The organism is Aeromonas sp. 96A, from assembly GCF_051919165.1.
Taxonomy (GTDB): Bacteria; Pseudomonadota; Gammaproteobacteria; order Enterobacterales; family Aeromonadaceae; genus Aeromonas; species Aeromonas veronii.
The window spans coordinates 607,249-632,595 of the sequence record NZ_JBQBFE010000001.1 but is presented as its reverse complement, the minus strand read 5'-3'; the positions used below and the strand labels follow the sequence as shown (position 1 = coordinate 632,595).

At 57.8% G+C, this 25,347-nt stretch carries 19 protein-coding genes and 2 pseudogenes; 9 read left to right on the top strand and 12 right to left on the bottom strand.

The genetic code is table 11. The features are described from left to right. The first annotated feature begins 262 nt into the window (after positions 1-262). Both sstT and ACTG2W_RS02935 read left to right on the top strand, forming a co-directional pair. The gene (gene sstT, locus ACTG2W_RS02940) at positions 263-1,513 is read left to right on the top strand and encodes a serine/threonine transporter SstT (RefSeq protein WP_106843340.1); all 1,251 of its coding nucleotides are present in this window, start codon (positions 263-265) and stop codon (positions 1,511-1,513) included. A gap of 207 nt (positions 1,514-1,720) precedes the next feature. Beyond that, positions 1,721-2,707, top strand: coding sequence for a hypothetical protein (locus ACTG2W_RS02935; RefSeq protein ID WP_106843341.1), 987 nt, complete (start codon positions 1,721-1,723; stop codon positions 2,705-2,707). Positions 2,708-2,970: 263 nt separating this feature from the next. On the opposite strand, the gene ACTG2W_RS02930 is transcribed toward ACTG2W_RS02935, so the two are convergent. The 3 genes from ACTG2W_RS02930 to pabB form a co-directional block, all read right to left on the bottom strand. Beyond that, positions 2,971-4,269 (bottom strand): serine/threonine transporter, encoded by a 1,299-nt coding sequence (locus ACTG2W_RS02930; protein WP_106843342.1) that lies wholly within the window; start codon positions 4,267-4,269, stop codon positions 2,971-2,973. Between the two features lie 216 nt (positions 4,270-4,485). Then, on the bottom strand, positions 4,486-5,052 hold the full coding sequence (locus ACTG2W_RS02925) for a CoA pyrophosphatase (RefSeq protein WP_005351753.1): 567 nt from the start codon (positions 5,050-5,052) through the stop codon (positions 4,486-4,488). A 42-nt stretch (positions 5,053-5,094) separates the two neighbouring features. Further along, complete coding sequence (gene pabB, locus ACTG2W_RS02920) at positions 5,095-6,378, bottom strand: aminodeoxychorismate synthase component I (protein WP_235657007.1); 1,284 nt, start codon at positions 6,376-6,378, stop codon at positions 5,095-5,097. Positions 6,379-6,672: 294 nt separating this feature from the next. Here pabB and ACTG2W_RS02915 point away from each other — a divergent pair, with 294 nt between their 5' ends. After that, entirely contained in the window at positions 6,673-8,199 is a 1,527-nt protein-coding gene (locus ACTG2W_RS02915; protein WP_005351759.1) for a fumarate hydratase, read from the top strand. A gap of 204 nt (positions 8,200-8,403) precedes the next feature. On the opposite strand, the gene ACTG2W_RS02910 is transcribed toward ACTG2W_RS02915, so the two are convergent. Then, positions 8,404-8,982: a PhnA domain-containing protein gene (locus tag ACTG2W_RS02910; protein WP_005333203.1), complete on the bottom strand. Its 579-nt coding sequence runs from the start codon at positions 8,980-8,982 to the stop codon at positions 8,404-8,406. Positions 8,983-9,165: 183 nt separating this feature from the next. Between ACTG2W_RS02910 and ACTG2W_RS02905 the strand changes: the two genes are divergently transcribed. The 3 genes and pseudogenes from ACTG2W_RS02905 (at position 9,166) to ACTG2W_RS02895 (ending at position 13,351) form a co-directional block, all read left to right on the top strand. Continuing rightward, positions 9,166-10,386, top strand: a complete 1,221-nt coding sequence (locus ACTG2W_RS02905; RefSeq protein ID WP_106843344.1) for a methyltransferase — start codon at positions 9,166-9,168, stop codon at positions 10,384-10,386. A gap of 307 nt (positions 10,387-10,693) precedes the next feature. Continuing rightward, positions 10,694-12,157 (top strand): chitinase, encoded by a 1,464-nt coding sequence (locus tag ACTG2W_RS02900; protein WP_106843345.1) that lies wholly within the window; start codon positions 10,694-10,696, stop codon positions 12,155-12,157. A gap of 662 nt (positions 12,158-12,819) precedes the next feature. Continuing rightward, positions 12,820-13,351: pseudogene (locus ACTG2W_RS02895) on the top strand (histidine phosphatase family protein). A gap of 130 nt (positions 13,352-13,481) precedes the next feature. Here ACTG2W_RS02895 and ACTG2W_RS02890 read toward each other — a convergent pair. Then, the gene (locus ACTG2W_RS02890) at positions 13,482-14,777 is read right to left on the bottom strand and encodes a sensor domain-containing diguanylate cyclase (RefSeq protein WP_106843346.1); all 1,296 of its coding nucleotides are present in this window, start codon (positions 14,775-14,777) and stop codon (positions 13,482-13,484) included. Positions 14,778-14,834: 57 nt separating this feature from the next. After that, entirely contained in the window at positions 14,835-15,359 is a 525-nt protein-coding gene (smrB, locus tag ACTG2W_RS02885) for an endonuclease SmrB (protein ID WP_005333198.1), read from the bottom strand. Between the two features lie 82 nt (positions 15,360-15,441). Here smrB and prmB point away from each other — a divergent pair, with 82 nt between their 5' ends. Both prmB and aroC read left to right on the top strand, forming a co-directional pair. Further along, on the top strand, positions 15,442-16,377 hold the full coding sequence (gene prmB / locus ACTG2W_RS02880; protein ID WP_005360393.1) for a 50S ribosomal protein L3 N(5)-glutamine methyltransferase: 936 nt from the start codon (positions 15,442-15,444) through the stop codon (positions 16,375-16,377). 12 nt (positions 16,378-16,389) lie between these two features. Beyond that, on the top strand, positions 16,390-17,478 hold the full coding sequence (aroC, locus tag ACTG2W_RS02875; RefSeq protein ID WP_058058188.1) for a chorismate synthase: 1,089 nt from the start codon (positions 16,390-16,392) through the stop codon (positions 17,476-17,478). Between the two features lie 125 nt (positions 17,479-17,603). Here the strand turns inward: aroC and ACTG2W_RS02870 are convergent. Then, positions 17,604-18,412, bottom strand: a pseudogene (locus tag ACTG2W_RS02870) (substrate-binding periplasmic protein). A 358-nt stretch (positions 18,413-18,770) separates the two neighbouring features. On the opposite strand from ACTG2W_RS02870, the gene ACTG2W_RS02865 reads away from it, so the two are divergent. Next, positions 18,771-20,171 (top strand): DEAD/DEAH box helicase, encoded by a 1,401-nt coding sequence (locus ACTG2W_RS02865; protein ID WP_106843348.1) that lies wholly within the window; start codon positions 18,771-18,773, stop codon positions 20,169-20,171. Between the two features lie 119 nt (positions 20,172-20,290). Here ACTG2W_RS02865 and ACTG2W_RS02860 read toward each other — a convergent pair whose 3' ends face one another. From ACTG2W_RS02860 to cra, 5 genes are all read right to left on the bottom strand, one after another. Beyond that, complete coding sequence (locus ACTG2W_RS02860) at positions 20,291-20,941, bottom strand: hypothetical protein (RefSeq protein ID WP_106843349.1); 651 nt, start codon at positions 20,939-20,941, stop codon at positions 20,291-20,293. A gap of 116 nt (positions 20,942-21,057) precedes the next feature. Continuing rightward, the gene (locus ACTG2W_RS02855) at positions 21,058-21,444 is read right to left on the bottom strand and encodes an MAPEG family protein (RefSeq protein WP_106843350.1); all 387 of its coding nucleotides are present in this window, start codon (positions 21,442-21,444) and stop codon (positions 21,058-21,060) included. A gap of 219 nt (positions 21,445-21,663) precedes the next feature. Then, positions 21,664-22,221 carry a hypothetical protein gene (locus tag ACTG2W_RS02850; RefSeq protein ID WP_106843351.1) on the bottom strand — a complete coding sequence of 186 codons (558 nt, stop codon included), beginning with the start codon at positions 22,219-22,221 and terminating at the stop codon, positions 21,664-21,666. Positions 22,222-22,474: 253 nt separating this feature from the next. After that, positions 22,475-23,668, bottom strand: a complete 1,194-nt coding sequence (locus tag ACTG2W_RS02845) for an aromatic amino acid transport family protein (RefSeq protein WP_106843352.1) — start codon at positions 23,666-23,668, stop codon at positions 22,475-22,477. 543 nt (positions 23,669-24,211) lie between these two features. Then, positions 24,212-25,198, bottom strand: coding sequence for a catabolite repressor/activator (cra, locus tag ACTG2W_RS02840; RefSeq protein WP_181281606.1), 987 nt, complete (start codon positions 25,196-25,198; stop codon positions 24,212-24,214). Positions 25,199-25,347: the final 149 nt, after the last annotated feature.

Here is a 25,347-nt window from a genome sequence, read left to right as displayed (position 1 = left end):
GATAAAACGTACAAAAATGGGTGGTTGCGCTGTGGTTAAGGTTTTGTTGCGGTTTTTTGTGATGGAAACGGGATATTTTTTGGTGAGTCTCTGGAAAAAAAAGATGGCGAATGGGATATTCCGTCATGCAATCCGGTGACTGGCGGATCGGCCCGACAGAAGGCTGGCCACAGACACCACATTCGGGCGACAGGGGTCTCCCGATGAGTGGTTGCAGACAGGACTCATGATTCATGCACTACGGTGCTTAGGGACTTTTTTGATGACACAACAACACCCCCTCCTTCGGCTGGTCAATAGCACCAGTCTGGTCAGCCAGATCCTGGTTGGTCTGGTATTCGGTATCTTGCTGGCACTGTTTGCGCCCGAGTGGGCGAAAACGGCAGGTCTGCTTGGCAGTCTGTTCGTTGGTGCACTGAAAGCGGTAGCTCCGCTGCTGGTATTCGTACTGGTGATGGCGGCCATCATTGGTCACAAGCAGGGTCAGAAGACCAATATTCGCCCGCTGCTGGCGCTCTACCTGTTTGGTACTTTCTCTGCGGCCGTGGTCGCGGTGATTGCCAGCTTCCTGTTCCCCTCCAACCTCCATCTGGTGGCCAATACTGCCGAGATCACCCCGCCCGGCGGGATCACCGAGGTACTGCAGACCCTGCTGTTCAACGTGGTGACCAACCCGGTCAAGGCGTTGATGGATGCCAACTATATCGGGATCCTTGCGTGGGCCATCGGTCTGGGTATCGCCATGCGCCATGCCAACGAGAGCACCAAGGCGCTGATCACTGACCTGTCTCACGGTGTCTCCGCCATCGTGAAAGCGGTGATCCGCTGTGCTCCGCTCGGGATCCTGGGTCTGGTTGCCTCCACTCTGGCAGAGACCGGCTTCGATGCCCTGTTTGGCTATGCTCAACTGCTGGTGGTGCTGATCGGCTGCATGCTGTTTATCGCCTTTGTGGTCAACCCATTGATCGTCTTCTGGAAGATCAAGCGCAACCCCTATCCGCTGGTGCTGACCTGCCTCAAAGAGAGCGGCGTGACCGCCTTCTTTACCCGCAGCTCTGCCGCCAACATTCCGGTCAACATGGCGCTGTGTGAAAAACTGCGCCTGCCCAAAGATACCTACGCTGTCTCCATCCCGCTGGGTGCCACCATCAACATGGCAGGTGCGGCCATCACCATCACTGTGCTGGCCATGGCGGCGGTACATACCCTGGGGATGGAAGTGGACCTGGCAACGGCCATTCTGCTCTCCGTGGTCGCCACCATCAGTGCCTGTGGCGCCTCCGGTGTGGCGGGCGGCTCCTTGCTGCTGATCCCGCTGGCCTGCAGCCTGTTTGGCATCAGCAATGACATCGCCATGCAGGTGGTAGCCGTCGGCTTTATCATCGGCGTGCTGCAGGATTCTGCCGAGACAGCGCTGAACAGCTCCACCGACGTGTTGTTCACCGCCGCAGCTTGCATGGCCGAAGATGAAACCCTGCTGGAACCTTCCGCGCTGCCCAGCAGCGAGGCGTGAGCCGGTAGCTCGATTTTTCGATTCAGCCCCTCTCTGTGAGGGGCTTTTTATATCAGCGGGCCTAAATGTGTTGAGGAGAGGAGTGCGCAAGAAAACATTCATTTTGATGAAATGTTTGGTTACAAATAGCCGACAGACAGTGCGGGTGCTGCCCCGTTAAAATAGCTGCGGAATAATAAGGTTCAGGCTAAAAAACGAGATTAAATAATGAAAAAAACTACGCTTTCGTGGGCAATTATTGGTGCATTAGGTTTGGTTGGTTGCGGTGGTGGTGGCGGAGATAGTGGTGGTGGTACCACGCCACCGGAGCCGCAACCGAGGGCGCTGCCGGTGGCTGGCGTCTATCTCCCCGTCCTGATGGACGCTCAGGGGCAGTTAATCAACCGTCCGGTCAACGACAGTTATCGTGCGGTCGGTCTTGTCTATCCGGCGTCCACAGAGGGTACGGGTTGGGCGATGAACATTGCTGAGAAAAGAAGTGCCACAGTCAGCACTTATACCTTCCCTCAAGGCTTCTCTTCTCTGAATAAAGGTGAGGGTTACCCACTGACGTTGTCGTTGCTGGTGAACAAAAGCCAACCCAGTACCTTCGACTCGGCTGAGCAAAAGTCCAATACCAATGTCGATGGGTTGGTCAAGGTGGCGTCTGTGCCAGATACGGCGGGAAGCAGCCAGTCACTCTGGGTACTCGATTATCGACCCGTCAAAGCCAAAATCGATTCAGCGCTCACTATTCAGAATTGGGGCGGCCAAGTGGCATTGCAGCCGATGGTCACTGCGCCTATCAACGCGGACTCTTGGTACAACCTTGGGGAGAGCGCACTGTTTCAGGATTTCAAAACCGAGCGCAGCAACAATGGCTCGGGAGTCAAGCTGACCATCCAGTTTATAGAGGGGTGTACTGTCAGCGGTGAGACAGAGGCCAACACTCCAGGTCTGAACAAGCTGACGCTGACTGGCTGGAAGGAGTGCAGCTTCAATACTTTGACAGGGCCTGCTGATATCAAAGACGGAAAAATTTATGAGGGGCTTTGGGAAACAAAGATGCGTGATTTTGCCAATCGTAACGCCAGTGTCACTGCTTATCTGGCTATGAAGCCGGGTAACAGCAATGGCCAGAAAGATACGCTGATGATCGGCATTCCTGAAATCACCGGTATCACGCCATTCCTGTTGGAAGTACAGCCACTCTAAGCCAGAGATTGTCAGTGTTCCGCAAGAGATGTCAGTCGCTTACCCGACTGGCATTTTTGTTGGTCGAGGTTCGGTGCGAAGCCCTGAAACATCATGATGTGGTTGCCGGATAAGGGTTGTTTCCTTGGTTGTTGTGTGAGTTCAGGTGCTGTGGCTGCAATAACTGCGTGATGAGTGGCAAGACTATTCAGGACGGGACAACGCAATAAAAAAAGCCAGCCGAGTGTTCGGCTGGCTTTTTGCTATCAGCGGCAGGTAGGGGATTAACCGACCAGCTGATAGAGGATGGCGGAGATGGCGATCATGCCCATGGTTGCAACGAAGACGTTGCTGATATGGCCCTGATATTTCGCCATAGCCGGTACGCGCTTGATGGCGTACATCGGCATGATGAACAGGATGGTAGCGATGATCGGGCCGCCCAAGGATTCAATCATGCCCAGGATGGAGGGGTTGGCAATGGCAGTACCCCACAGGGTCAGGATGAAGAAGGCGATGATGAACATCTCGACTTTCTTGGCGTTCGGCTCTTTGCCGGACTTGCGCATGTTCTGCACGATCATCCCCTTCAGACCTTCACGGGCACCCAGATAGTGGCCGAAGAAGGAGGAGACGATGGCGACGAACGCAACCAGCGGACCGAAGTAGGAGATGATGGGGCTGGCATGCTGGTTGGCCAGATAGGAGAGCACGGCGATGTTCTGAGCCTTGGCTTCCGCCAGCTGGGCCGGAGTCAGGCTCATGACGCAGGAGAAGACGAAGAACATCACGAAGCCCAGCAGCACCATGGCGGTACGCTTGAGGATGGCATCGGCTTTCTCGACAGCCTGATCACCGTGGTCGCGGCGCTGGGCCAGAGAGAAGCTGGAGATGGCCGGGCTGTGGTTGAAGGAGAAAACCAGTACCGGGATGGTCAGCCACAGGGTAGTGGCGAAATCCTTGGCAGAGGGCACTTGCTCCAGCGCGGCACCGGTCCAGTCCGGAATGAGGTACAAAGAGATACCGGCCAGAATGGCGATCAGCGGATAAACCAGCAGCTCGGTCACTTTCAGCATCAGCTTTTCACCGGCCAGCATCACCGACATCATGCCCATGATCAGCACGATGGAGAGGATCCAGCGCGGTGGGGCACTCATCTGCAGCTGATTGACCATAAAGCTTTCCACGGTGTTGGTGATACCCACGCCATAGATCAGCACGATGGGGTAGATGGCGAAGAAGTAGAGCAGGGTGATTAATTTACCGGCACCCACGCCAAAGTGCTCTTCCACCACTTCGGTGATGTCTGCATTTGGCTTTTTGGAGGAGAGCACGAAGCGGGCCAGACCACGGTGGGCAAGATAGGTCATGGGACCTACCAGCAGCGCCATGACGACCAGCGGCCAGAAACCGCCCATACCCGCGTTGATCGGCAGGAACAGGATCCCCGCGCCAACCGCGGTCCCGAACAGACTGATGACCCAGGTAGAGTCGCGTTTTTCCCAACGAGTGGTTTGAGTAGAGCGGATCCCTTGCTCTGTTGACGCCGCAACTCCCTGCGTGCCAGTGACTGTGTTTGACATCTATCTCACCCCGAATGTGTGGTTCTTATTAAGTCGGCGCAAGGATACGGTTTTTCTAATCAAAAATGTTGATCAAATTCATCTTTACGGCACGAAAAACCGCACTTTCTTATGGAAATGTGATCAAAACAAGAAAAATTCAATTATTGTTTATCAATTAGCACGTTATTTTAGTGTTAATGATTAAATCTTGCTCAGCCAAATGTAGGTAAATTGTTATTTTGCGAGATGCTGGGCTAGTTGGTTGATCATGCTGGCGGTAGCCCCCCAGATAAAGTGCTGTTGCCAGGGGATCCAGTAGATGGTGTGCGCTTTCCCCCCTCTGGAAAGGGTCAGGGGGATGTGGTTGCGCCGATCCAGCAGATGGGTCAGCGGCACTTCAAAGGCGTGATCCACCTCATCCGGACTCAGGATGAGGGGATAGTTGCCATCGAGCAGCCCCAGCACCGGCAGCACCTCGAATCGTGACACGGTATTGAGCGGGTTGAGGGTGCCGATCACTTCAATCAGTCGGGCCGGAATGCCGAGCTCCTCTTCGGTCTCCCGCAGCGCCGTGGCAATCAGGTTTTCGTCGCCGGGATCCTGTCGCCCGCCGGGGAAGCTGATCTGCCCCCCATGATGACGCAGCCGTGGGCTGCGCCGGGTCAATAACACGCTGAGCCCCTCATCGCGCATCACCACCGGGATCAACACTGCCGCCGGACTTAGCCCGCCGATGGCGAGGCGATGGGCCGGGGCGGGTCGCTGCAACTGGAAGCGGGTCAGCAGTTCGTGGCGATCCATGGCGGGGAGCTCTCCTGTGCGTTGGCCAGACAGTGGGGAGGGTTACAGCGCCGACAGCGGCGGTAGGATGCGGGCGACCTTGTCATAAGTCTCCTGATATTCGCTGTCGGCGTCGGAGTCGGCGATGATGCCGCCACCGGCCCAGCAGTGCAGACGACCCGCTTCGGCGATCAAAGTGCGAATGCAGATGCTGGTATCCATCCGGCCGTGCTGGCTGAGATAGCCGATGCTGCCGCAATAGGCGTTGCGGCGCTGGGGCTCCAGCTCTTCGATGATCTCCATGGCGCGGATCTTGGGGGCGCCGGTGATGGAGCCACCCGGGAAACAGGCGCGCAGCAGATCGACTCCTTGCCAGCGTGCATCCAGCTCACCGTGGATGGTGGAGACCAGATGATGTACCGCTGGAAACGACTCCACCGCAAAGAGATGAGGCACGCTGACCGAGCCAGGCCGGCTGACCCGACCTATATCGTTGCGCAGCAGATCAACGATCATCAGATTCTCTGATCTGTCCTTGTCGGCCTGTGCCAGCTCCAGCGCGACTTGCTGATCGGTGGCCGGATCGGGGTGGCGAGGGCGAGTGCCTTTGATGGGTTTGGTTTCGATATGACGGCCATCGAGCAGCAGGAACCGTTCGGGAGAGAGGCTCAACAGTGCGCTATCCGGCAAGCGGATAAAGGCAGAGAAGGGGGCCTTGTTGGCGGTTGCCAGCAGGCAATAGGCCTGCCACTCATCCCCCTGATAGGGGGCGCTGAAACGCTGGGTCAGGTTGATCTGGTAGCAATCCCCTGCGGCAAGGTATTCCTGAATGCGGGCAAACTTCTCGCCATACTCGGCGCGGCTCATATTGCTCTGCCACTCCCCCTGCAAGGCAAAAGCGGGGAGCGGGGCGGCCTGTTGTTGCTCAAGCCAGGCCAGCCGCTTGGCAAGGCCCGCTTCATCCCCCCAGTGCACCAGTTGCCAGTCGCCGGTTGCCACATTGCGCAGCAGCGCCCAGTCGTAGATACCCACCGCCATGTCTGGCACTGCGATATCGGCGGCGGCCTGCACTGGCAGTCGCTCGAAGCGGCGGCCGAGATCATAGCCAAACAGGCCGAGGGCGCCGCCAATAAAGGGTAGGTGAGTGGCACACAGATCCAGCTCCCCCAGCAGCTGTTGCTGGGTATGGGCCAGCAGGGCGAGGGGATCTTCGTGGTGTTTGCTGATATTCGCTCCGACACGCAGAGTGGTCACCTCGCCACGGGTTTCGAGGGTCGCCAGCGGATCGGCAGTGATGATATCAAAGCCGTTATCGGCACCGAGTGGCCCCGCCGATTCCAGCAACATGGCCCACGGCTGATGTTGCAGGTGGGCAAAAAGCTGATGGAGTTCAGCACTATGGTCTAGATGATGGATATGAAGTGTTGGCGTCATTTTATGTTACACAGGCAACAGTTTGGTTCCCGAACCCTAGTCGGTGCTGGTGGGCAAGCGTATCATAGGTGTCGGTGACTTAAGAAAAAACTGCCGTGTCGTTCGTTTTTTGCTGGTTGATAGTTTTTAGCCAGCACGTCAGCACGGCCCATCATATGGAAGCCCTTGCCCTGCTCCGTGGCAGAGACAAGGACCAGTGAGGATGATATGAGCATTATAAAAAAACAGGATTTCATCGATTCTATCGCAGATGCCCTCCAGTACATCTCCTATTACCACCCGTTGGATTTTGTTCAGGCTGCCAAAGCGGCGTATGACCGTGAGGCCAACCCGGCCGCCAAAGATGCGCTGGCCCAGATCCTGATCAACTCCCGCATGTCCGCCGAAGGTCATCGTCCGCTCTGCCAGGACACCGGCATCGTGACCTGTTTTGTCAAAATTGGCATGCAAGTCCAGTGGGACAGCGACATGACGGTGCAGGAGATGGTGGACGAAGGGACCCGTCGTGCCTACACGAATCCTGACAACCCGCTGCGCGCCTCCGTGCTGGCCGATCCGGCTGGCAGTCGCAAAAACACCAAAGACAACGCCCCTGCCGTGGTGCATATCGACATGATCCCCGGCAACAAGGTGGAAGTGAGCATCGCGGCCAAAGGCGGCGGCTCCGAGAACAAATCCAAGATGGTGATGCTCAACCCCTCTGACGATATCGTCGAGTGGGTGCTGAAAACCGTGCCGACCATGGGCGCAGGCTGGTGCCCACCCGGCATGCTGGGCATCGGCATCGGCGGTACCGCCGAGAAAGCGGCGGTACTGGCCAAAGAGGCCCTGATGGAGCACATCGACATTCAGGAGCTGATCGCCCGTGGCCCGCAAACCACTGAAGAGAAGCTGCGGGTCGAGCTCTACGACAAGGTCAACAAGCTGGGGATCGGTGCCCAGGGGTTGGGCGGCCTCACTACCGTGCTGGATGTGAAGGTGAAATCTGCGCCGACTCACGCCGCTTCCAAGCCGGTGGTGATGATCCCCAACTGCGCCGCCACCCGCCACGTTCACTTCGAGCTGGATGGTTCAGGCCCTGCCGAACTGACTCCGCCGAAACTGAGTGACTGGCCGGAGATCACCCGTGAAGCGGGTGGCAACGTGCGCCGCGTCAACGTCGATGGCATCACCAAGGCCGAGCTGGCCAGCTGGAAGAGCGGTGATACCGTGCTGCTCTCCGGCAAGATCCTCACCGGTCGCGACGCCGCCCACAAGCGTATCGCCGACATGCTGAAAAATGGCGAAGGGCTGCCGGAAGGGGTCGATTTCACCAACCGCTTTATCTATTACGTTGGCCCGGTCGATGCGGTGCGCGACGAAGTGGTCGGCCCGGCAGGCCCCACCACCTCCACCCGTATGGACAAGTTCACCGACATGATGCTGGGTGAAACCGGCCTTATCGGCATGATCGGCAAATCCGAGCGGGGCCCGAAAACCGTCGAGAGCATCAAGCAGCACAAGGCCGTCTATCTGATGGCGGTGGGCGGCGCCGCCTATCTGGTGGCCAAGGCCATCAAGAAGGCGCGCGTGGTGGCTTTTGCCGATCTCGGCATGGAAGCGATCTACGAGTTTGAAGTGGAAGATATGCCGGTGACCGTTGCGGTCGATTCCGAAGGCAACAATATCCACGAAACCGGCCCGGCCTACTGGTCTGCCAAGATTGCCGAGCTGGATGGCAAGCTCTCCTCCTGAGTAACCGTTTCCGCTGCCGGTTAACGGTATCGGCCCTGTAAAGAAGGCGCGTCCATCCGGATGCGCCTTTTTGCTTTGGCTGGCCTGTTATGGGCTCAAGTTGGCCGTTTGCGGCAAGCGGGTATAAAAAAGGATGGCGTGACGCCATCCTTTTTCGTTGTGCATGTGCTCTGGTAGTAGACAGCAGAGCAATCGCCCTTGGCTTTAGGCCTTTTTCAGGTAGGCCGCAACCAGAACGATCTGCACGCCGTTGACCTTGCCTTCGATATGAAGCGGGTTGTTGGTCAGACGGATGCCCTTGACCAGGGTGCCGCGCTTGGCGGTAAAACCGGCGCCTTTCACGTCCAGATCCTTGATCAGGGTAACGGAGTCGCCCTCTTGCAGCACGGCGCCGTTGGAGTCAACGGTCGGTACGCTGTCATCATCTTCGTCAGCAATACCAGCTTCAGCCCAGGCCTTGGCTTCGTCTTCCATGTACATCATGTCCAGCAGATCCTGAGCCCACACCTCACCCTTGCCGGAGAGCGCTTTGAGCTGGCGCCATGCCATCACCTGCACCGCAGGCACCTGGCTCCACATGCTGTCACTCAGGCAACGCCAGTGGTTGACCACCAGGGTATCCGGTTGTTCCAGCTGACCACGGCAGGTGTCACAGATAGCAACGCTGTGATCATCGTCGCTGGCGGGGGAGTGAGGCACCACGAAGGCGGTCAGCGCCTGCTCGGCGCTGCACAGTTCACACTTGGCGCCCGCGCGCGCTTGCAGAATGGCGTTGATGGTCATGTTGTTGGTCCCATAGCTAGTGTAAAGCGACCCGCGTTGGGCGGGGCGCGTGAAAGAGGGGGCGGAATATAGCATAAAACCCCGCACTTTGTCAGGTCTGCCCTGGGTCACAGGGTTGGCGGTGCTGTTGTGCGGCACAGATCGTCAGGTATTGAGAGTGCAATTTGAAGCGGGATCGCTAGAATGAGCCTCCTTTTTGACTGCAAGGCAGGGGCATTCGTGCTTGCTCAATGTTTTCAACACCTGGATCGACTGCTCACCCGCTACAAACGCTGGTGGCAGTATCAGCCATATCATCATCTGACCATGGCCTTTACCGATGAGGCGCCCGAACTGGCGGCGTTGCTCAATGGGCTGACGCTCGTCCAGTTGGCAGAGCTCGATGCGGATATGGATGCCCTCAGCACGCTACTTGCCCCCTGGATTGCCGAGGGAGCCGAGCTGCAGCAACTTAGCCAACTTGCCCCGTTTACCCCGGAGCCCATCACCTGCAGCAAGGAGATGGCACTGCATATGCCGGGGCGCAAGCAGGCCCAGATCGAGTCGTTCACCGCCTGTTTGCCGGCCCATCAGGGGCCCTATCTGGAGTGGTGTGCCGGTAAGGGCCACCTTGGGCGGCTGGTATCACTTCATCGACAGGCTCCGATCCTCAGTCTGGAGTTGCAAGAGCAGCTTTGTGACGAAGGTCGGCTGCTGGCCGAGCGAGATGGCGCCAATATGACCTTTACCTGCGCCGATGCCTTTGCCCCCGAGTCGGCGGCGCTGATCGCCCCCGAACATCACGCTATGGCACTCCATGCCTGCGGCGAGCTTCACACCCATCTGCTGGAGCGGGTGGCCGAGCGCAGTGCCCGCGGAGTGACCATCTCTCCCTGTTGTTACCACCTGATCCGTACCAGCCACTATCGCCCGCTGTCGGCCGCGGCCAATGCCAGCGAGCTGGTGTTGAGCAAGGCGGATCTCAAGTTGCCGCTACAGGAGACGGTCACCGGCGGTGCGCGGATCGCCCGCCTGCGCGAGCAGGAAGTGGTGTGGCGACTCGGGTTTGACTGCCTGCAGCGTCAGGTGCGCGGGGTGGATGAGTATCTGCCGGTGCCCAATATGCAAAAGAGCCTGCTGACCGGCACCTTCGAGGCATTCTGCGTTTGGGCTGCTGAACGCAAAGGGATTGTGCTGCCCGCCGGGCTCGACTATTCCGCCTGGCTGGAACACGGGGAGCGCCGCTTTGGTGATGTCGCCCGCATGGAGCTGGTGCGCCACCTGTTTCGCCGTCCCCTCGAGATCTGGCTGGCGCTGGATCGCGCGCTCTTTTTGCAAGAGCAGGGCTATCGGGTCGAAGTGGGGGAGTTCTGTGTCAAACCCATGACCCCGCGCAATATCCTGATCCGTGCCGTGCGTGCCTGACATCCGGCTATTTTGAGCATTTTTCTTGAACATTGATGATGGCTGACAGGTTGAGCCTGTCAGCCATTTTTTTCATCACGAACAATGACCGTATGGCAGGCCACCTGGCCGTCTCAACTGTTCTAAAAATGGGCGAAAGATCACGCTCTGGCGTTTTCGTTTGGCTTCTTTTTCTTTGTTTCAGTTGCACTGAATATCACAAGGTGAAATGGCTCACAAATTCTGCTTGTTTCTTAATTCTCATCGTGAATTTAGTTGTTGAAACACCTACTCTTGGAACGCATTAATTCAAACAAGGACGATAAACATGTTCAAACCCAAGCGTTGTGCCTGGCTGATCGCTGCCGCCTGCGCATTGCCAAGCTATGCCGCAATGAGTGCAGCCATGAATATTCAACCCGATCCGCAAAATGCGGGAGGATATGTGATTGCGGCCCCGGATCTGGCCGCCATGGAAAAAGCCAAGACGGCTAATCCCATGTATGCAATATGGGCCAAGGCATTGGCGACCCGGTCAAATAAAATCGTTGATGCCATTGAACCGGGTCTGGCAAGCAATCCTGACAACGTAAAACGGGTTGAACGGGTATTTCCCCAATCTGAATGGGAATATTTAACCCAGATGGCAGCGCCGGAATATACTTATGTCCGCTTCTTGCGAGCCATCGGTAAATTCCCTGCGTTCTGTGGCGAATATACTGACGGGCGTGATTCTGATGCGATCTGTAAAAAATCCATCGTGACCGCCTTTGCCCACTTCTCTCAGGAGACCGGTGGCCATATTGCCAAGGAGAACGTCTCCGATAACCCGCTGGGGCTGGAGGAGTGGCAACAGGCGCTGGTGCATGTGCGGGAGATGGGCTGGTCAGAGGGACAGACCGGCTATACCACCGGCTGTGGCCAGAACGACTGGCAGAACAAGAAGTGGCCCTGTAGTACCGGACAAGGTTACTTTGGCCGCGGCGCCAAGCAGCTTTCTTACCACTTCAACTACGGTGCCTTCTCCGAGGCGATGTTTGATGGCGATGCCTCCGTGCTGCTCAACAACCCGGGGCTGGTGGCGGACTCCTGGCTTAACCTCGCTTCTGCCATCTGGTTTTTCCTCACCCCGCAGGCCCCGAAACCGGCCATGCTGCACGTGATTGATCGTACCTGGGTACCCTCCAAACGGGAAGCTGACGCCGGTATCGGCTATGGCTTTGGCACAACCATCAACGTCATCAACGGCGGCATCGAGTGTGGCGAGCAGAACAAGGACAAGGGGCAGCCGGTCAACCGTATTCGCTACTGGGAAGGGCTGGCCAACCACTACCAGATCCCGATCAAGGCTGATGAGAAGAACACCTGCTGGCAGCAGACTCCCTATGGCAGTCTCAATCTTAACGGCGCCACCGACGTGCTCTACACCAACTGGGATGGCAACTGGAAGTACTATCCGGATCGCCCGGGCGGTTACTCCTTTGAGTGCGAGCTGGTGGGCTTCCAGACCGCTTATTCTGCATTGGTGCCGGGTGATTACGAGAAGTGCGTGACCAACTTCTACGGCTCCCACGCCAACTGGCCGAAAGTGCGTATCGTGGACAAACTGACTCCACCGCCGGTCGATCCGAGCGAACCCCCCATCGGTGGCAACCCGGCCTGGGAAGCGACCAAGGTCTACACCGCTGGCAGCAAGGTGAGCTACAAGGGCGCCGTCTATCAGGCCAAATGGTGGACGCAAGGGGATGATCCCGCCAAAGGCGGCCCCTGGGCGTTGGTGACGACCCAATAAAGAGACAGTCCATCCATTGATTGATAAGGAGAGGGGGCTTAGCCCCCTTGTAATATATTTTTGCGTTGGGGGAGATATGTGGCAGAGATTAAAAAGAGATCCATCAATCTGGAGGGGGAACTGTATTTGTCAGCCAACTTTCTTTCCCATTTAAAGTGATGTAAACGGCCCGCATCAAATTTATTGATGGCTGGATTTAATGTTTCACCCTTGCTGCTTAGTAATATTCAAAAAACATTGTGTGATGTTTTGCTAAACGATGGGTTCGAAGAGCACACCCATGACGCTATCCTTCTCGTATTTATGATGAGGGTGTTTATTCTTCCCATCTATCAACTCATGGTATCACCCGGCTCGCTATTTATTTCTCAGAATGAGAAATGAACATATTAGATGTAAAAGTCATGTGTATCCATTTGTTTACGGATGAGTGTGCGTAGTTCTGCAGATTATTTTCACTGGGAGCTAGGTAATATTGCTCGATTTAAAATAATTGTTAAGGTGCGCAGATGAATGGGGATTGTCGTCTCGTTATCCGAATGGGAAGTCGCATGCGGTTTAATCACTAAGCAGATAGCAGGAAAGAGGAGTGCAACATGGAACTGGTGGTGATCCGCCATGGCGAGACGCAGGCCAATGCGGAAGGGCGTTATCAGGGCGCGCTGGATATCGGGCTCAATGACGATGGCGTGCGCCAGCTCTCTTGTCTGGCTGAGAAGGTGGTTGTGGCACAGCAGCCGTTCGATCGGCTGTTGGCATCCCCTCTGCTGCGAACAAGGGAGAGTGCTGCCATCTTGTCTCGTCAGCTGGGATTGCCTGTGGAGCTTGTGCCTGCCTTTCGTGAGCGGGATGTCGGCCTGTTCGCAGGTAGAGGCAAGAACACGCTATCCCGAGCTGTGGGCGCGCAATATCACCCGGCGCTGGGCTGAATCTCCACCCGGTGGTGAAACCATTGATGAGGTGATTGCCCGGGTCTCGCAGGGACTAACAGAACTTGCTTCGACCATGCACGGGGAGCGGATATTGCTGGTGGCGCATGGTGTGGCCGCCAAGGTGATCCGTGCCGTAACGATTGCCGGATTTGATGACTTCTTCGAGTGGCAATTGCCCAACGGCGGTATGCTGTCGGTGAGGCTCTCTCTGGCTGATGGCGGCCCACTGCGCTTTAGCCGTCCCCTTGATGGTTGTGATTGAAAAGTGCACCAAAAGCAGAATGAAAAAAGCAGCGCTACCGAAGAGAGTAGCCTGCTTTTTGTGTACGTTGTGGTTGGTTATCTCTGCAGGCACTGGTTAGCAGTGTCACCAGAGGGAAGGGCGTGCGCCATCAGATTGGCTCCGGTTCCTCTTTGCGGCAGCAGTTGCGCCCCTGCTTTTTGGCCAGATAGAGGGCGGTGTCGGCTCGTCTGACCATCTTCTCTACAGTGTCATGGCTGCTCTTGCTGGCGCTGATCCCGATACTGATGGTGAGGGTGATCTCAAGAGCCCCCTCCAGTGCATGGTGCTGGGATTCGATGGCTAACCTGATCCGCTCGGCGCTGGCCCAGGCGAGCTCGAGAGAGGTTTCCGGCAGCAGCACGATAAACTCTTCGCCACCCCAGCGACCCAGCATGTCCACCTCCCGCAGCTGTTTGCTGATCCGTTTCACCAGACTTAGGATCGCCAAATCCCCCTGCTGATGGCCAAAGGTATCGTTGACTTCCTTGAAGTGGTCGATATCGATCAGCAGCAGGCTCATGGTATGGCCAAAACGCTGGCAGCGTTGCATCTCGGCGTTGACCAGCTCGTTGAAGCGGCGCCGGTTGGCAATGCCGGTCAGGGGATCAGTGGTGGCGGCAACCTTCAACTCCTCCACCAGTCGGGCTCGCTCCGAGATATCCCGCAAGATGGCGGTCATCTCGGTGGTCGGGCCCAGATTGATCTTGGCGATGGTCACCTCCAGCGGAAATTCGCTGCCGTCTCGGCGCAGACCCATCACCGAAGCGCGGGCATGCATCGGGCGCGAATTGATGGGGGAGCTGCTGAAGGCTTTGAAATAGGTCTCGTGATTGGCGCGAAAACGCTGTGGCAGCAGGGTTTCCAGCCGCTTGCCGAGATAGCTTTCGTCGATCCCGAACATCTCGCAGGCGGCGGTATTGATAAGCTCGATGCGTGATTCGCTGCTGACACTGATGATGCCGTCATAGGCGGAGTTGACCACCGCTTCGAAGCGACGGCGACTGGTGGTGAGCGCCTCTTCCAGCTGCTTTTTGGCAGTGATATCGATGGCGGTCACGATGATCCGGTTGATCCGTGCCTGCTCGGGGATGATCGGGGAGAGAATAAAGCGCCACCAACTGGTGCGCGAGAGGCTGTCGATAGGCAGCTCGCTCTCGAGCCCGGTCTGCATGCGCACACACTCGTGCATTGGCGGCTCGATGGTATTGGTGATGTAGCGGGGAAACATCTCGCTCAGCTGTTTGCCAATGCTGCCAAGGACATCCAGCTCGAACGCCTTGGCAAAGGTATCGTTGGCAGAGACCAGCACAAAGTGATCATCCTTGTCGAGGCTGAACACCGCCACGGCGGCGCCGATGGCGTCGAGAGATGACTTTATGTCGGCATGGGAACCCTGTGTAAACATGCGACCTCCACGGCGAATAACATATTGATATTCAGTATAGTGTGGTCGTTTGGCTAACTACTCTTCGATATCCAGCAACACCAGAATGGCGCTGTCGCCGCCCCATTCGCGGGGGGCCTGATGGAAGGCGCGCACATTGGGGTGCTGGGCCAGCCAGCTGGGAATGCGCTGCTTGAGAATATGTTTGCCGATGCCGTGCATCACCGAGGCGACGTGAATGTTCTCTTTTTGGCAGAGGGTGAGCAGGGCGGCCAGCTCCTGTTTTGCCTGCTGCTGGTTCATGCCGTGCAGATCGAGATAGATCTCCGGCGGATAAATGCCCCGCTTGAGCTTTTTCAGCTCAAATTTTGACACATCTTCCCGCACGTAACGGGTCGGCCCATCATCGTCGAGATGGGGCTGATACTCATCGCTGAAATAGTGGTCAACCCCAAGCTTTTCGCGGGTTTCGCGCAATTCGCGTTTCTGCTTGACCGGGCGTAACTCGGCCCTTATGGTATCTTGCTTGATTTTCCGGGTACCTTTTATCGCATCGCGGAACAGCAGGGTTTCCTCGTCTGTCGGTGAGGGCGTTTTTTTCATCAGATGCTCATGTATTAGGTATGCGTCTTGCCCGCAACGTAAACGGGGCTCGGGCCGGATATTACTCGACTTGGAGGTGGATTTGGACAAGATATTTATCGATGAGGTGGTTGCCGAGATGCACACCATCCAGGACATGTTGCGTTGGGCCATGAGTCGTTTCAACGACGCCGGGATTTTTTACGGTCATGGAACCGACAACGCCTGGGATGAAGCTGTGCAGCTGGTACTGCCCGCGTTACATCTGCCACCGGATGTAGACCCGGCCATGCGCCACTCCCGTCTGACTAGCAGCGAGCGTCACCGTATCGCCGAGCTGATTATCCGCCGGGTACAGGAGCGAGTACCGGCCGCCTACCTGACCAACAAGGCCTGGTATGCCGGTTGGGAGTTCTACGTGGACGAGCGGGTGCTCATTCCCCGTTCCCCCATTGCCGAGATGGTGGCCAACCGTTTCGCACCCTTCCTCAAACATGAACCGACCCGGATCATGGACTTGTGCACCGGCTCAGGTTGCATCGCCATCATCATGGCCCACGAGTTCCCGGAAGCGGAAGTGGATGCCATCGACATCAGCATCGATGCGCTGAACGTGGCTGAACGCAACATCAACGATCACGGGCTGGAGCAGCAGGTCATTCCTATCCGCTCCGATCTGTTCCGCGATCTGCCGGCGGGCGACAAGTACGATCTCATCGTCTCCAACCCGCCCTATGTGGACTCCGAAGATATGTCGGATCTGCCGGACGAGTTCCGTCACGAGCCCGAGCTGGCGCTGGCGTCCGGCTCCGATGGTCTCAAGCTGACCAAGCGTCTGCTGGCCCATGCGGCCGATTTCCTCAAGGATAACGGCGTGCTGGTGGTCGAAGTGGGCAACAGCATGATCCATCTGGAAGCCCAGTTCCCCGAGATCCCCTTTACCTGGGTTGAATTCGAAAACGGCGGTCACGGCGTCTTTGTAATGACCCGTGACGAGCTGGTGCAGTATCAGGATCATTTCGCCATCTACAAGAACTGAGCAGGAGCGCGCATGGCAGGGAACAGTTTTGGTCAACTCTTTCGGGTCACTACCTTTGGCGAAAGTCACGGCCTGGCGCTGGGCGCCGTGGTCGATGGTTGCCCGCCGGGGCTTGAGATAAGCGAGGCGGATCTGCAGGGGGATCTGGATCGGCGAAAGCCGGGCACTTCTCGCTACACCACGCCGCGCCGTGAGCCGGACGAGGTGAAGATCCTCTCCGGGGTGTTCGAGGGCAAGACCACCGGCACCTCCATCGGGCTGCTCATCGAGAATACCGATCAGCGCTCCAAGGATTACTCCGACATCAAGGATCTGTTCCGGCCGGGTCACGCTGACTACACCTACCACCAGAAGTATGGTCAGCGGGACTATCGCGGCGGTGGTCGCTCCTCGGCACGCGAGACCGCGATGCGGGTGGCGGCAGGAGCCATTGCCAAGAAGTACCTCAAACAGGTGCATGGCATCGAGATCACCGGTTTTCTCTCCCAGCTCGGCCCCATCAAGGCGGAAGGCTTTGACGCGGCGCAGATTGAGCAGAATCCCTTCTTTTTCCCCGATGCGGGCAAGCTGGAAGAACTGGATCAATACATGCGTGACCTGAAAAAAGAGGGCAACAGTATCGGTGCCAAGGTGCAGGTCATTGCGCGCAATGTGCCTGTGGGCCTGGGTGAGCCGGTATTTGATCGCCTCGACGCCGACATTGCCCACGCAATGATGGGCATCAATGCGGTGAAAGGGGTGGAGATCGGTGACGGCTTTGCGGTAGTGGAGCAAAAAGGCTCCGAGCATCGCGACGAGATGACCCCGGCGGGCTTTGCCAGCAACCATGCGGGCGGCATTCTGGGCGGTATTTCGTCAGGTCAGGATATCGTGGTGAGCATGGCGCTCAAGCCCACCTCCAGCATCACGGTGCCAGGCAAGACCATCAATACCGAAGGTGAAGCCATCGAGATGATCACCAAGGGTCGTCACGATCCTTGTGTCGGCATTCGCGCCGTGCCCATCGCCGAAGCCATGCTGGCACTGGTATTGATGGATCACCTGCTGCGCCATCGCGCCCAGAACCAGGGGGTGTTGACCCATACCCCTCAGCTGCGCTGATCGCTGTTGCTGCTTATCGACTGATCGCTCCCTGTTCAGGGTGCTGGTTCGTCAACCAAATCAAAGGCGACCTTCGGGTCGCCTTTGTTCTTATGCTCTGCGGTACTTCTATCACTCGTCGGTTATCAAGAGTGATCAGCGTCCTGCGGATCGGCATCGAGACGGCAGTTGGGGGAGAGAACTTCCCATGGTGTTTGGGCATAGCGTGAATGGCCTCGTTGACCTTGAGGAGCTGCTCTTCGCTCATGCTGTTTTTGGCAAACATCAGGCTGACCGGCTGATGGTGCAGCAACAGCTGACAACTGATAAACCCCTCGGCGCCCAATTGGGAGAGCCGATAGCGTGCATATTGCCACTCCATAATGATGCCATCGAGACGGCGGGCCAGCAGCAGTTCGATTAGTCGATCATCGGCATTGTACTCGGTCGCCCCCTTGAGGGCAGGACACTCGTCCATTTGATGAATGGGGCGAGTACCGCGCAGTTTGCCAATTTTGAGATCCTTGTTGTGGCACAGTTTGGACAAGGTATCGAGCTTTCCCCAGCGATCCTGATGGCCTGGAATCGGGTTATTACTCAACAGCACATAGGCGCTCTGGCGATAGGGTGCAGAGAAGCGGGCATACTTCTGCCGCTCCGGTAGTGGTAGTGCGGCCATCGCCACATCCAGCTGATCGTGCTCCACCAGATGGAGTGCCCGCGCCCAGGGGATCTCACGAAATTTGGGGGCAAAGCCCGCCTGGGTGAGGATCTGGCGAGTCAGGCTGACATCCAGCCCGTCCAGCTCACCCCTGTTGTTGATTTGACTGAAGGGGGGCCAGTGGCTCCAGGCCACGGTCAGGGTCTGACTGGCCTGCAGGGAAGGGGTCAGCAAAAGCAGCAGCAGGCAGAGCTTGGCCTGCCAGTTGCCGTGGGGACGATATTGCGTGCTCATAGCTTAACCTCGTTATTCTGCTTTTTGTTCTCTGCTATCCCGTGCGCCTGCGACCCGCGCATCACGATGGCGGGACAGGTAATAAGTTGTCAGTTAATAGTGTGGTGCGTGCTTCACTGGTCAACGGGATTATTCGGTGGAGAGCAGAGGGCTTTTCTGTGCGTGCTGGGAGGAGCATCACATTTTTCTCGTTTATCCGGCACAACTCCGTTAGACTGCGCCCCTATTCTTTCCCCTTTGCTCTGCTCCCCGGGGAAATCGTTGTGTTCTCAACAGGCCCGAGTCTGGCGAGATGGCATCGGCTCAGCAGAGGAGCCCCATCCCGGATTGTCGGCGCCCCTATCCCTAGCAGGTAACTATGAGTTTTACTTCCCTCGGTCTGGCCGAACCCTTGTTGCGTGCCGTTGCCGAACAAGGCTACGACACCCCGTCTCCCATTCAGCAACAAGCGATCCCCGCCGTTCTGGCTGGCCGCGATCTGATGGCGGCGGCCCAAACAGGGACCGGCAAGACCGCAGGCTTTACCCTGCCGATGCTGCAACGTCTGATGGAGAGCAAGCGCAAGGTCTCTCCGAACCGCGTCCGTGCGCTGGTACTGACCCCGACGCGCGAGCTGGCCGCCCAGGTGGGCGAGAGCGTGCGCAACTATGGCAAGCATCTGCCCCTGCGCAGCCACGTGGTATTCGGTGGCGTGAGCATCAACCCGCAGATGATGGCGACTCGCCGTGGTCTGGACGTGCTGGTGGCCTGTCCGGGCCGTCTGATCGATCTCTACAACCAGAACGCCGTCAAGTTTGACGAGGTGGAGATCCTGGTACTAGACGAAGCGGATCGCATGCTCGACATGGGCTTTATCCGCGACATCCGCCGCATCCTGACCCTGCTGCCGAAGAAGCGCCAGAACCTGCTCTTCTCCGCCACCTTCGCCGATGAAATTCGCGAGCTGGCCACTGGCCTGCTGGACAACCCGGCTGTCATTGAAGTTGCCCCGCGCAACAGCACTGCCGAGCGTATCGAGCAGCTGGTGCATCCGTGCGACAAGGCCAACAAGATCGCGCTGCTGAGTCATCTGGTCACCAGCAACAACTGGCAGCAGGTACTGGTGTTCACCCGTACCAAGCACATGGCCAATCGCGTTGCCGAGACTCTCGACAAGAACGGCGTCAGCGCCGCCGCCATTCACGGTAACAAGAGCCAGGGTGCCCGTACTCGCGCGCTGGCCGGTTTCAAGGATGGTAGCGTCAAGGTGCTGGTGGCGACCGACATCGCCGCCCGTGGTCTGGACATCGACAAGTTGCCGCAAGTGGTCAACTTCGAATTGCCCAACGTGGCGGAAGATTACGTGCACCGCATCGGTCGTACCGGCCGTGCCGGTGCTGCCGGTCACGCCATCTCGCTGGTGGCTGCAGATGAAGGGAAGCTTATCAAGGCGATCGAGCGTCTGACCAAGCAGAACATTCCGTGCGAGCTGGTGGCCGGTTTTGAAGCTTCCCGCGAGACCCTCGACAACATCGCCCGTGGTATCGGCGCGCCGCTGCGCAAAGAGCCCCGGGATCCGAGCGAGCAGCGCCGTGCACCGCGTCCGCAAGGTCAAGGTCAGCGTCAGGGGGCCGGTCGTTCCGCCTCCAATGGCAATGCGGGTGGTACACGTACCGGTAACGGTGGCAAGCCCAAGCCGCAAGGTGGTCAGCGTCCGGCTGATGGCGCTGGCAAACCGGCTCAGGCCCGTCGTCCACGTCGCTCTACCCACAACCAGTAAGCGGCTCGGGAGCTTGACTCCCCAGCTGTGCGGTTGACTGAAAAAGCCCTGCCAATCTGGCAGGGCTTTTTGTTTTTTCAGCCATGTAATCGGCACTGTGTGGTGCTGCGAGAACAGCGCTAGATGGCGGAGAGGTACTGCTTTTGCATTGCCAGCCAGCGGCCGTTATTGATAAACGCCAGCTGTACCTTGAGCAGGGCTGCAATTTCCGCTCGGTGCTTTTTATCGAGGTAGAGAAAGACCTGCTCTTTGGTGATCTTCTGCCAGGGGAACGCCAGTGCAGGTTGAGAGGCGGGGCGCATCTTGATGAGCCAGTCCACTTTGCCTCGATGCAGTTGGGCAAGCCCTTGCTTCTCATCGTTCAACCAGATGACCTGATAGTTGCCGAGGAAGCGCTCGCACCACTGGATGCCACGCAGGCAGCCAATCACGGTACCCTCGGCAGGGGGCCAGCTCGGGTTATCCCGTGGCTGACCATAAATCGCCGCCTCCGAGATGGGGGCACCGATCTGCAGCAAGTGGGGATAGGTCTGATCAAAGCCCTTGATCCGGGCCATATCGCCATCGACGGCATGGTCTGCCTCAATCAATTTTTCGCAGCGGGCATAGGTGCAGGGGATCAACTGAAAGTCGATGCCGGCTCGGCCAAACCAGTCATGAATAAAAGGGCGCAATATCGCAGTGTGCTCGACCGCTGCCGCCAGCTTTAGCGGGGTTGCGTGGGCAACGTGAGTCAGCCCGACAAGCAGTAACCAGCCAATCCACTTCATATCGAACTCCTGAATCGGGCTTGTTTAAGCAGAACTGTTGCGACTATCTGTGCAGTGAAGAATAGCCGATTGGGATGGCTGCCAGACCGCTTCGCCAGCAATTCGTGACGGCCGGGTCAGGGGTGCAGGGCAGTGATCAGGATATGGACGGTGCTCACCAGGATCACAGTGAAGGTCAGCCCCATTCCCACCACCCGATAACGGAAGTTCTCCGGCGTGCGGCTCATGCCAAAGGCGTGGCAGAGACGGCCAAGCAGCAAGGCACTCCCCAGCAAATGAACCAGCCAGGGGGCATGGCTGCCGGCTTCGATGAAATAGATCAGCAGCAGGGCGAGGGGGACATACTCGGCAAAGTTGGCGTGTACCCGCATGGCGCGCAACATGGCGGGGTCATCCCCATGCCCCAGCGCCACCTTGCGGCTATGGCGGGTGCGAATGGTACGAATGCTCAGCAACACAAACAACAGGGCGAGCAGGGCCGCGTAAACAGGCAGTATGGTCATGGTATCTGGCTCCTTGTGTGATGATAACGAGTGGCTGGTGTTCAGAGACGCGATATTGCTCGGCATCTCAATGGCTTGCCTTGAGGGTAGCAGCAAACTGCCTTAGCACGACCGTCATCCACTCACTCGCCATCTGCCAAGCGCAGGCGCAAACAAACAGCCCTGCCGAAGTGGCAGGGCTGTATTTTGACCGTGTTGATGGTGGGCTGCGCCCCGTCATTACCCCTCGTAAGGGAGGGAGGAGTGGTGCAGCACGATGCGCACCTTGCCATCATCCCCCTTCTTGAAACCCCAGGTCTTGTCGACAGTGGTCTCCTTGTTATCTCGATCTACCAGATGTACCTTGCCCATGGTCAGCGCCATGTCGCCGTTGATATAGACGGCGGCATTGTCATAGCGATAGCTCTGCCAGTTTTTCAGGGCGAACCCTTTGTCGGTGGGGTAGGCGCTGTTGTTGCCGACAAAGTAGGCCAGCGCCCCCTCGCGGTTGGTGCGAAAGGTCTGCTCGCCACCGGCAAGAGTGGGTTTGAACAGCACCGGCCCCTGCTGGTAGCCATAAGCGCTGTCGAGCACCGACTCGGCAGTCGCCTTGGCGCGCTCAATCCCACCGGCGCGATAGTCATCGCTGATCTTGATAAGCGCCGTGCCCCAACTATCCTGCGCGGCCTTGATCTCCGCCTCGGTAATATTGTTGTTGGCGATTTCGGCGGCGCTAAGTGCGCCGCTGGCGGCAAGCAGGATGAGGGCAAGGGTGCTCTTCTTGAGGTGCAACATCATTGTTTTCAAACTCCTGAACGCGATAAACGAGCGGGCAGTGTAGCGAAGGGGCATGAACGGTTTTTGAACTGATTATTCAGGGTTGGGTAGTAAAAAGGTCGGTATATAGCTGAAGGTTTGGGTGTTTGTTTGGTAAGGGGCGCTCTCTTAATTAATGGCGGATGCCTGTATCCAACTTGATTTCTTTTCCAACAAAAAGCCCCGCCAAGTTAATTGGCGGGGCTTTGCTATTTGGGGCATTCAGTATCGGGGATTACAGCGCTGGCAGCATTCCAAGGCTGACGCTGATCTGGACGCCGACGATCAGCACGCCCATGGCGGCGGCCACTCCTAGCGCCACTACGCCACCCGGGGCACGGTAGTGGTGGGCGGGCGCCTGCTTGCGGCTCTGCCATACCAGCGCCACCGGCAGCAGCACCGCGAGGATCGCCAGCGCAATGGCAGCGTATCCTAGGGCCATGATAAAGCCCTGCGGGAAGTAGAGGGCAAACAGCAATGGCGGCACAAAGGTGATGAGGCCGGTCTGGGTGCGGCCCTGCCAGTTGTCCTTGCGGCGGGTCACCTTGGCCATAAAGTCGAACAGCCCCAGTGTCACCCCGAGGAAGGAGGTGGCGAGAGCCAGATCGGCAAACAGGTGCATCGCCTGATTAAACGCAGGCCAGCTCACCAGCTTGCCGACGTTGGCCAGCAGGCTGTCCAGCGCGCCGCCGGTTTGCAGCAGGGCTTGCTGGCCGAGCAGACCGAGGATCGCCACCTGCCACAGCACGTAGAGGATCAGCGGCAGGGCTGAGCCCCAGACAAAGACCCGACGCAACTGCTTGGGGCAGTCACCGAGGTAAAGCATCACGCTCGGAATGGAGCCGTGAAAGCCAAACGAGGTGAAGATGACCGGCAGGCCCGCCAGCAACAGGCCCTGACCCAGCGGCATCGAGAGCAGATGCTGTCCTTCGGTGCGGGGCAGCAGCAACGCCAGCACCACCACCATGATCACCAGTTTGACAGTGAACATCAGCCGGTTGAGGTAATCCACCGAGCGGGTGCCGACACAGACCATGCCGCCAAACAGCAGGGTAAAGGCCCATGCCGCCTGCTCTTGGCTGAGGGTCATGCCGGCATCGACCAGCGCCTGTGCCAGCAGGCTGCTGCCGCCGCTGATGTAGGCGGAGGCCAGCGAGTAGAACAGCATCAGGATACAGAAGGAGGCGATGCGCTTGCCCCAGGGGCCGAGCAGATGATCCGCCAGCTGGTGCAGGTACCACTTGCCGGTGTTGAGGCTTGCCTCTACTTGCAGCATGGCGGTGAAGGCCATCAGGGCCCAGAGGCCGACCATCAACATCAGGGTGGCGGGGCCGCCGAGGGAGGAGGAGGCCAACGGCAGGGCCAGCATGCCCGCACCTATGGTGGTGCCGGCAATCAACAGGGTACAACCCAGAGTTTTGGTATTCATGTTATCCATCCGAACGTAGCGGTGTCAGTGCAAATAGGCGATGTCAGCATTGACGTCAACAAGAGGGGGCCAATTGGCGTTATCAGAAGGTGCCTCCGGGATAGGGTCGGAGGCTAGCAATATCGGAACGGGAACATCTGTACCTAAAACCTGTCAGTTGTAAAAGATGGTTGCCACGTTAGCGGATCAAAATAGCGGAAACAACCCCTTTTATACGGATCTTGTGCTGGCTTGTGGCAACAAGTGGAAATAAATGATGACAGTGATGGCTAATTGCAGAAAAAAGCACCGAAAAAATGACTGGCAGGGGCTCATTGATACAGAGCAGCCAAGTGGCAACAGTACGGATAAGGGAGCGAGGAGGGGGGCGTTGAGTTGTGCGGCGAACAGGGTGTGGAGGCCGGTTGTTTAGTCGGCCAGACGGTAGAGAAAGCCAAGCGGGCCGGTAGGGGGAAACAATAAGGCTGCCAATCCTGGCAGCCTTATTGTCATCTGCTTTCTTTACCTACCCATTGATAGCAAATCGGGTCTGCTTCGGTCAGGTTAGCGGCGGCGCTTGAGGGTGCGGCTCACATAGTGCAGCCCGCTCTGGTAGTCACCGTTCACCGCCTTGAGCGCCAGCTCCAGCGCCTGGCTGGCCAGGGCATCGTGCTGCTGGGGCAGGGAGTTGATGCCAAAGGGGAGGAAGTCGAGCAGCCGATCGTCCCCGAAGGTGGCCATGGCAAGCTGGCTCATATCGATCTCTTGTTCCAATAGATAGTCCAGCACCCCCTCCATCAGGATATAGGAGGTAGTGATCAGTGCCTCGGGCAACTGGCCCAGCTGCTGGTGCAGATCTTTGATCAGGCGATACCCCTCAAGGCGGGAGAAGTGATCTCCCTCGCACAGGTGGCGAGCCGTGCTGTGACTGGCGACCGCCTGCTCGAAACCTGCTTTGCGCTCCTGACTAATCGTGAGTGCCGGCAGCGCGGTGAGCAAGGCGATATGACACAGAGTCGGGGTGAGCAGGGAGCTGGTGAGATCAAAGCTCGCTTTCTCGTTTTCACTGGCGACGGTGACGAACTTGTCGGCGGCCATCGCCCGGTCGATGGCGAGGATCTGACTGCCTTGCGCCTGCAATTTGCCGTAGAAGGGGTCGTCCGGCGGCAGGCAGCTGGCCACCAGCAGGGCATCCACATGGCGGCTCACCAGCATCTGGGCCAGCTCTTTTTCGGTGGCGGGATCATCTTCCGAGCAGACGATGAGAAGCTGATATCCCTGCGCCCGCGCCCCCTGTTCCAGCCGCTTGGCCAGCTTGGCGTAACTGGCGTTCTCAAGGTCGGGCAGGATAAAGCCGAGGGTCTTGGTCTGGCCGCCACGCAGGGAGGCGGCGCGGCTGTCCGGCTGATAGTTATGGGCGGTGACAACGGCCATCACCTTGTCGCGGGTGGCCTGACTGATGCGGTATTGATCGGCCTTGCCATTGATCACATAGCTTGCCGTGGTGCGCGAGACACCGGCGAGGGCGGCGATTTCATCCAGTTTCATCATATTGGCTCTGTTTGAGTTGCAAGGCCCACGGTCACTGCCGGGTGAGGGCACCGAAAAGTGTGCGCGGGATCATATCATTGAAAAGCACTCTTTGTGGGTACTTGATCAATTCGCTGAAACGATTCAGTCTGAGTGTAAGTGAAAGGATT

Excerpts from the sequence above, each read along its gene's own strand:
- pabB (WP_235657007.1), bottom strand. The coding sequence starts at position 6,378 with ATGTTGCTGGAATCGGCGGGGCCACTCGGTGCCGATAACGGCTTTGAT.
- ACTG2W_RS02855 (WP_106843350.1), bottom strand. The coding sequence starts at position 21,444 with ATGACCATACTGCCTGTTTACGCGGCCCTGCTCGCCCTGTTGTTTGTG.
- ACTG2W_RS02890 (WP_106843346.1), bottom strand. The coding sequence starts at position 14,777 with ATGTTTACACAGGGTTCCCATGCCGACATAAAGTCATCTCTCGACGCC.
- smrB (WP_005333198.1), bottom strand. The coding sequence starts at position 15,359 with ATGAAAAAAACGCCCTCACCGACAGACGAGGAAACCCTGCTGTTCCGC.
- ACTG2W_RS02845 (WP_106843352.1), bottom strand. The coding sequence starts at position 23,668 with ATGAATACCAAAACTCTGGGTTGTACCCTGTTGATTGCCGGCACCACC.
- ACTG2W_RS02850 (WP_106843351.1), bottom strand. The coding sequence starts at position 22,221 with ATGATGTTGCACCTCAAGAAGAGCACCCTTGCCCTCATCCTGCTTGCC.
- ACTG2W_RS02865 (WP_106843348.1), top strand. The coding sequence starts at position 18,771 with ATGAGTTTTACTTCCCTCGGTCTGGCCGAACCCTTGTTGCGTGCCGTT.
- ACTG2W_RS02905 (WP_106843344.1), top strand. The coding sequence starts at position 9,166 with ATGAGCCTCCTTTTTGACTGCAAGGCAGGGGCATTCGTGCTTGCTCAA.
- ACTG2W_RS02910 (WP_005333203.1), bottom strand. The coding sequence starts at position 8,982 with ATGACCATCAACGCCATTCTGCAAGCGCGCGCGGGCGCCAAGTGTGAA.
- aroC (WP_058058188.1), top strand. The coding sequence starts at position 16,390 with ATGGCAGGGAACAGTTTTGGTCAACTCTTTCGGGTCACTACCTTTGGC.
- sstT (WP_106843340.1), top strand. The coding sequence starts at position 263 with ATGACACAACAACACCCCCTCCTTCGGCTGGTCAATAGCACCAGTCTG.
- ACTG2W_RS02925 (WP_005351753.1), bottom strand. The coding sequence starts at position 5,052 with ATGGATCGCCACGAACTGCTGACCCGCTTCCAGTTGCAGCGACCCGCC.
- cra (WP_181281606.1), bottom strand. The coding sequence starts at position 25,198 with ATGATGAAACTGGATGAAATCGCCGCCCTCGCCGGTGTCTCGCGCACC.
- ACTG2W_RS02915 (WP_005351759.1), top strand. The coding sequence starts at position 6,673 with ATGAGCATTATAAAAAAACAGGATTTCATCGATTCTATCGCAGATGCC.
- ACTG2W_RS02900 (WP_106843345.1), top strand. The coding sequence starts at position 10,694 with ATGTTCAAACCCAAGCGTTGTGCCTGGCTGATCGCTGCCGCCTGCGCA.
- ACTG2W_RS02860 (WP_106843349.1), bottom strand. The coding sequence starts at position 20,941 with ATGAAGTGGATTGGCTGGTTACTGCTTGTCGGGCTGACTCACGTTGCC.
- ACTG2W_RS02935 (WP_106843341.1), top strand. The coding sequence starts at position 1,721 with ATGAAAAAAACTACGCTTTCGTGGGCAATTATTGGTGCATTAGGTTTG.
- ACTG2W_RS02930 (WP_106843342.1), bottom strand. The coding sequence starts at position 4,269 with ATGTCAAACACAGTCACTGGCACGCAGGGAGTTGCGGCGTCAACAGAG.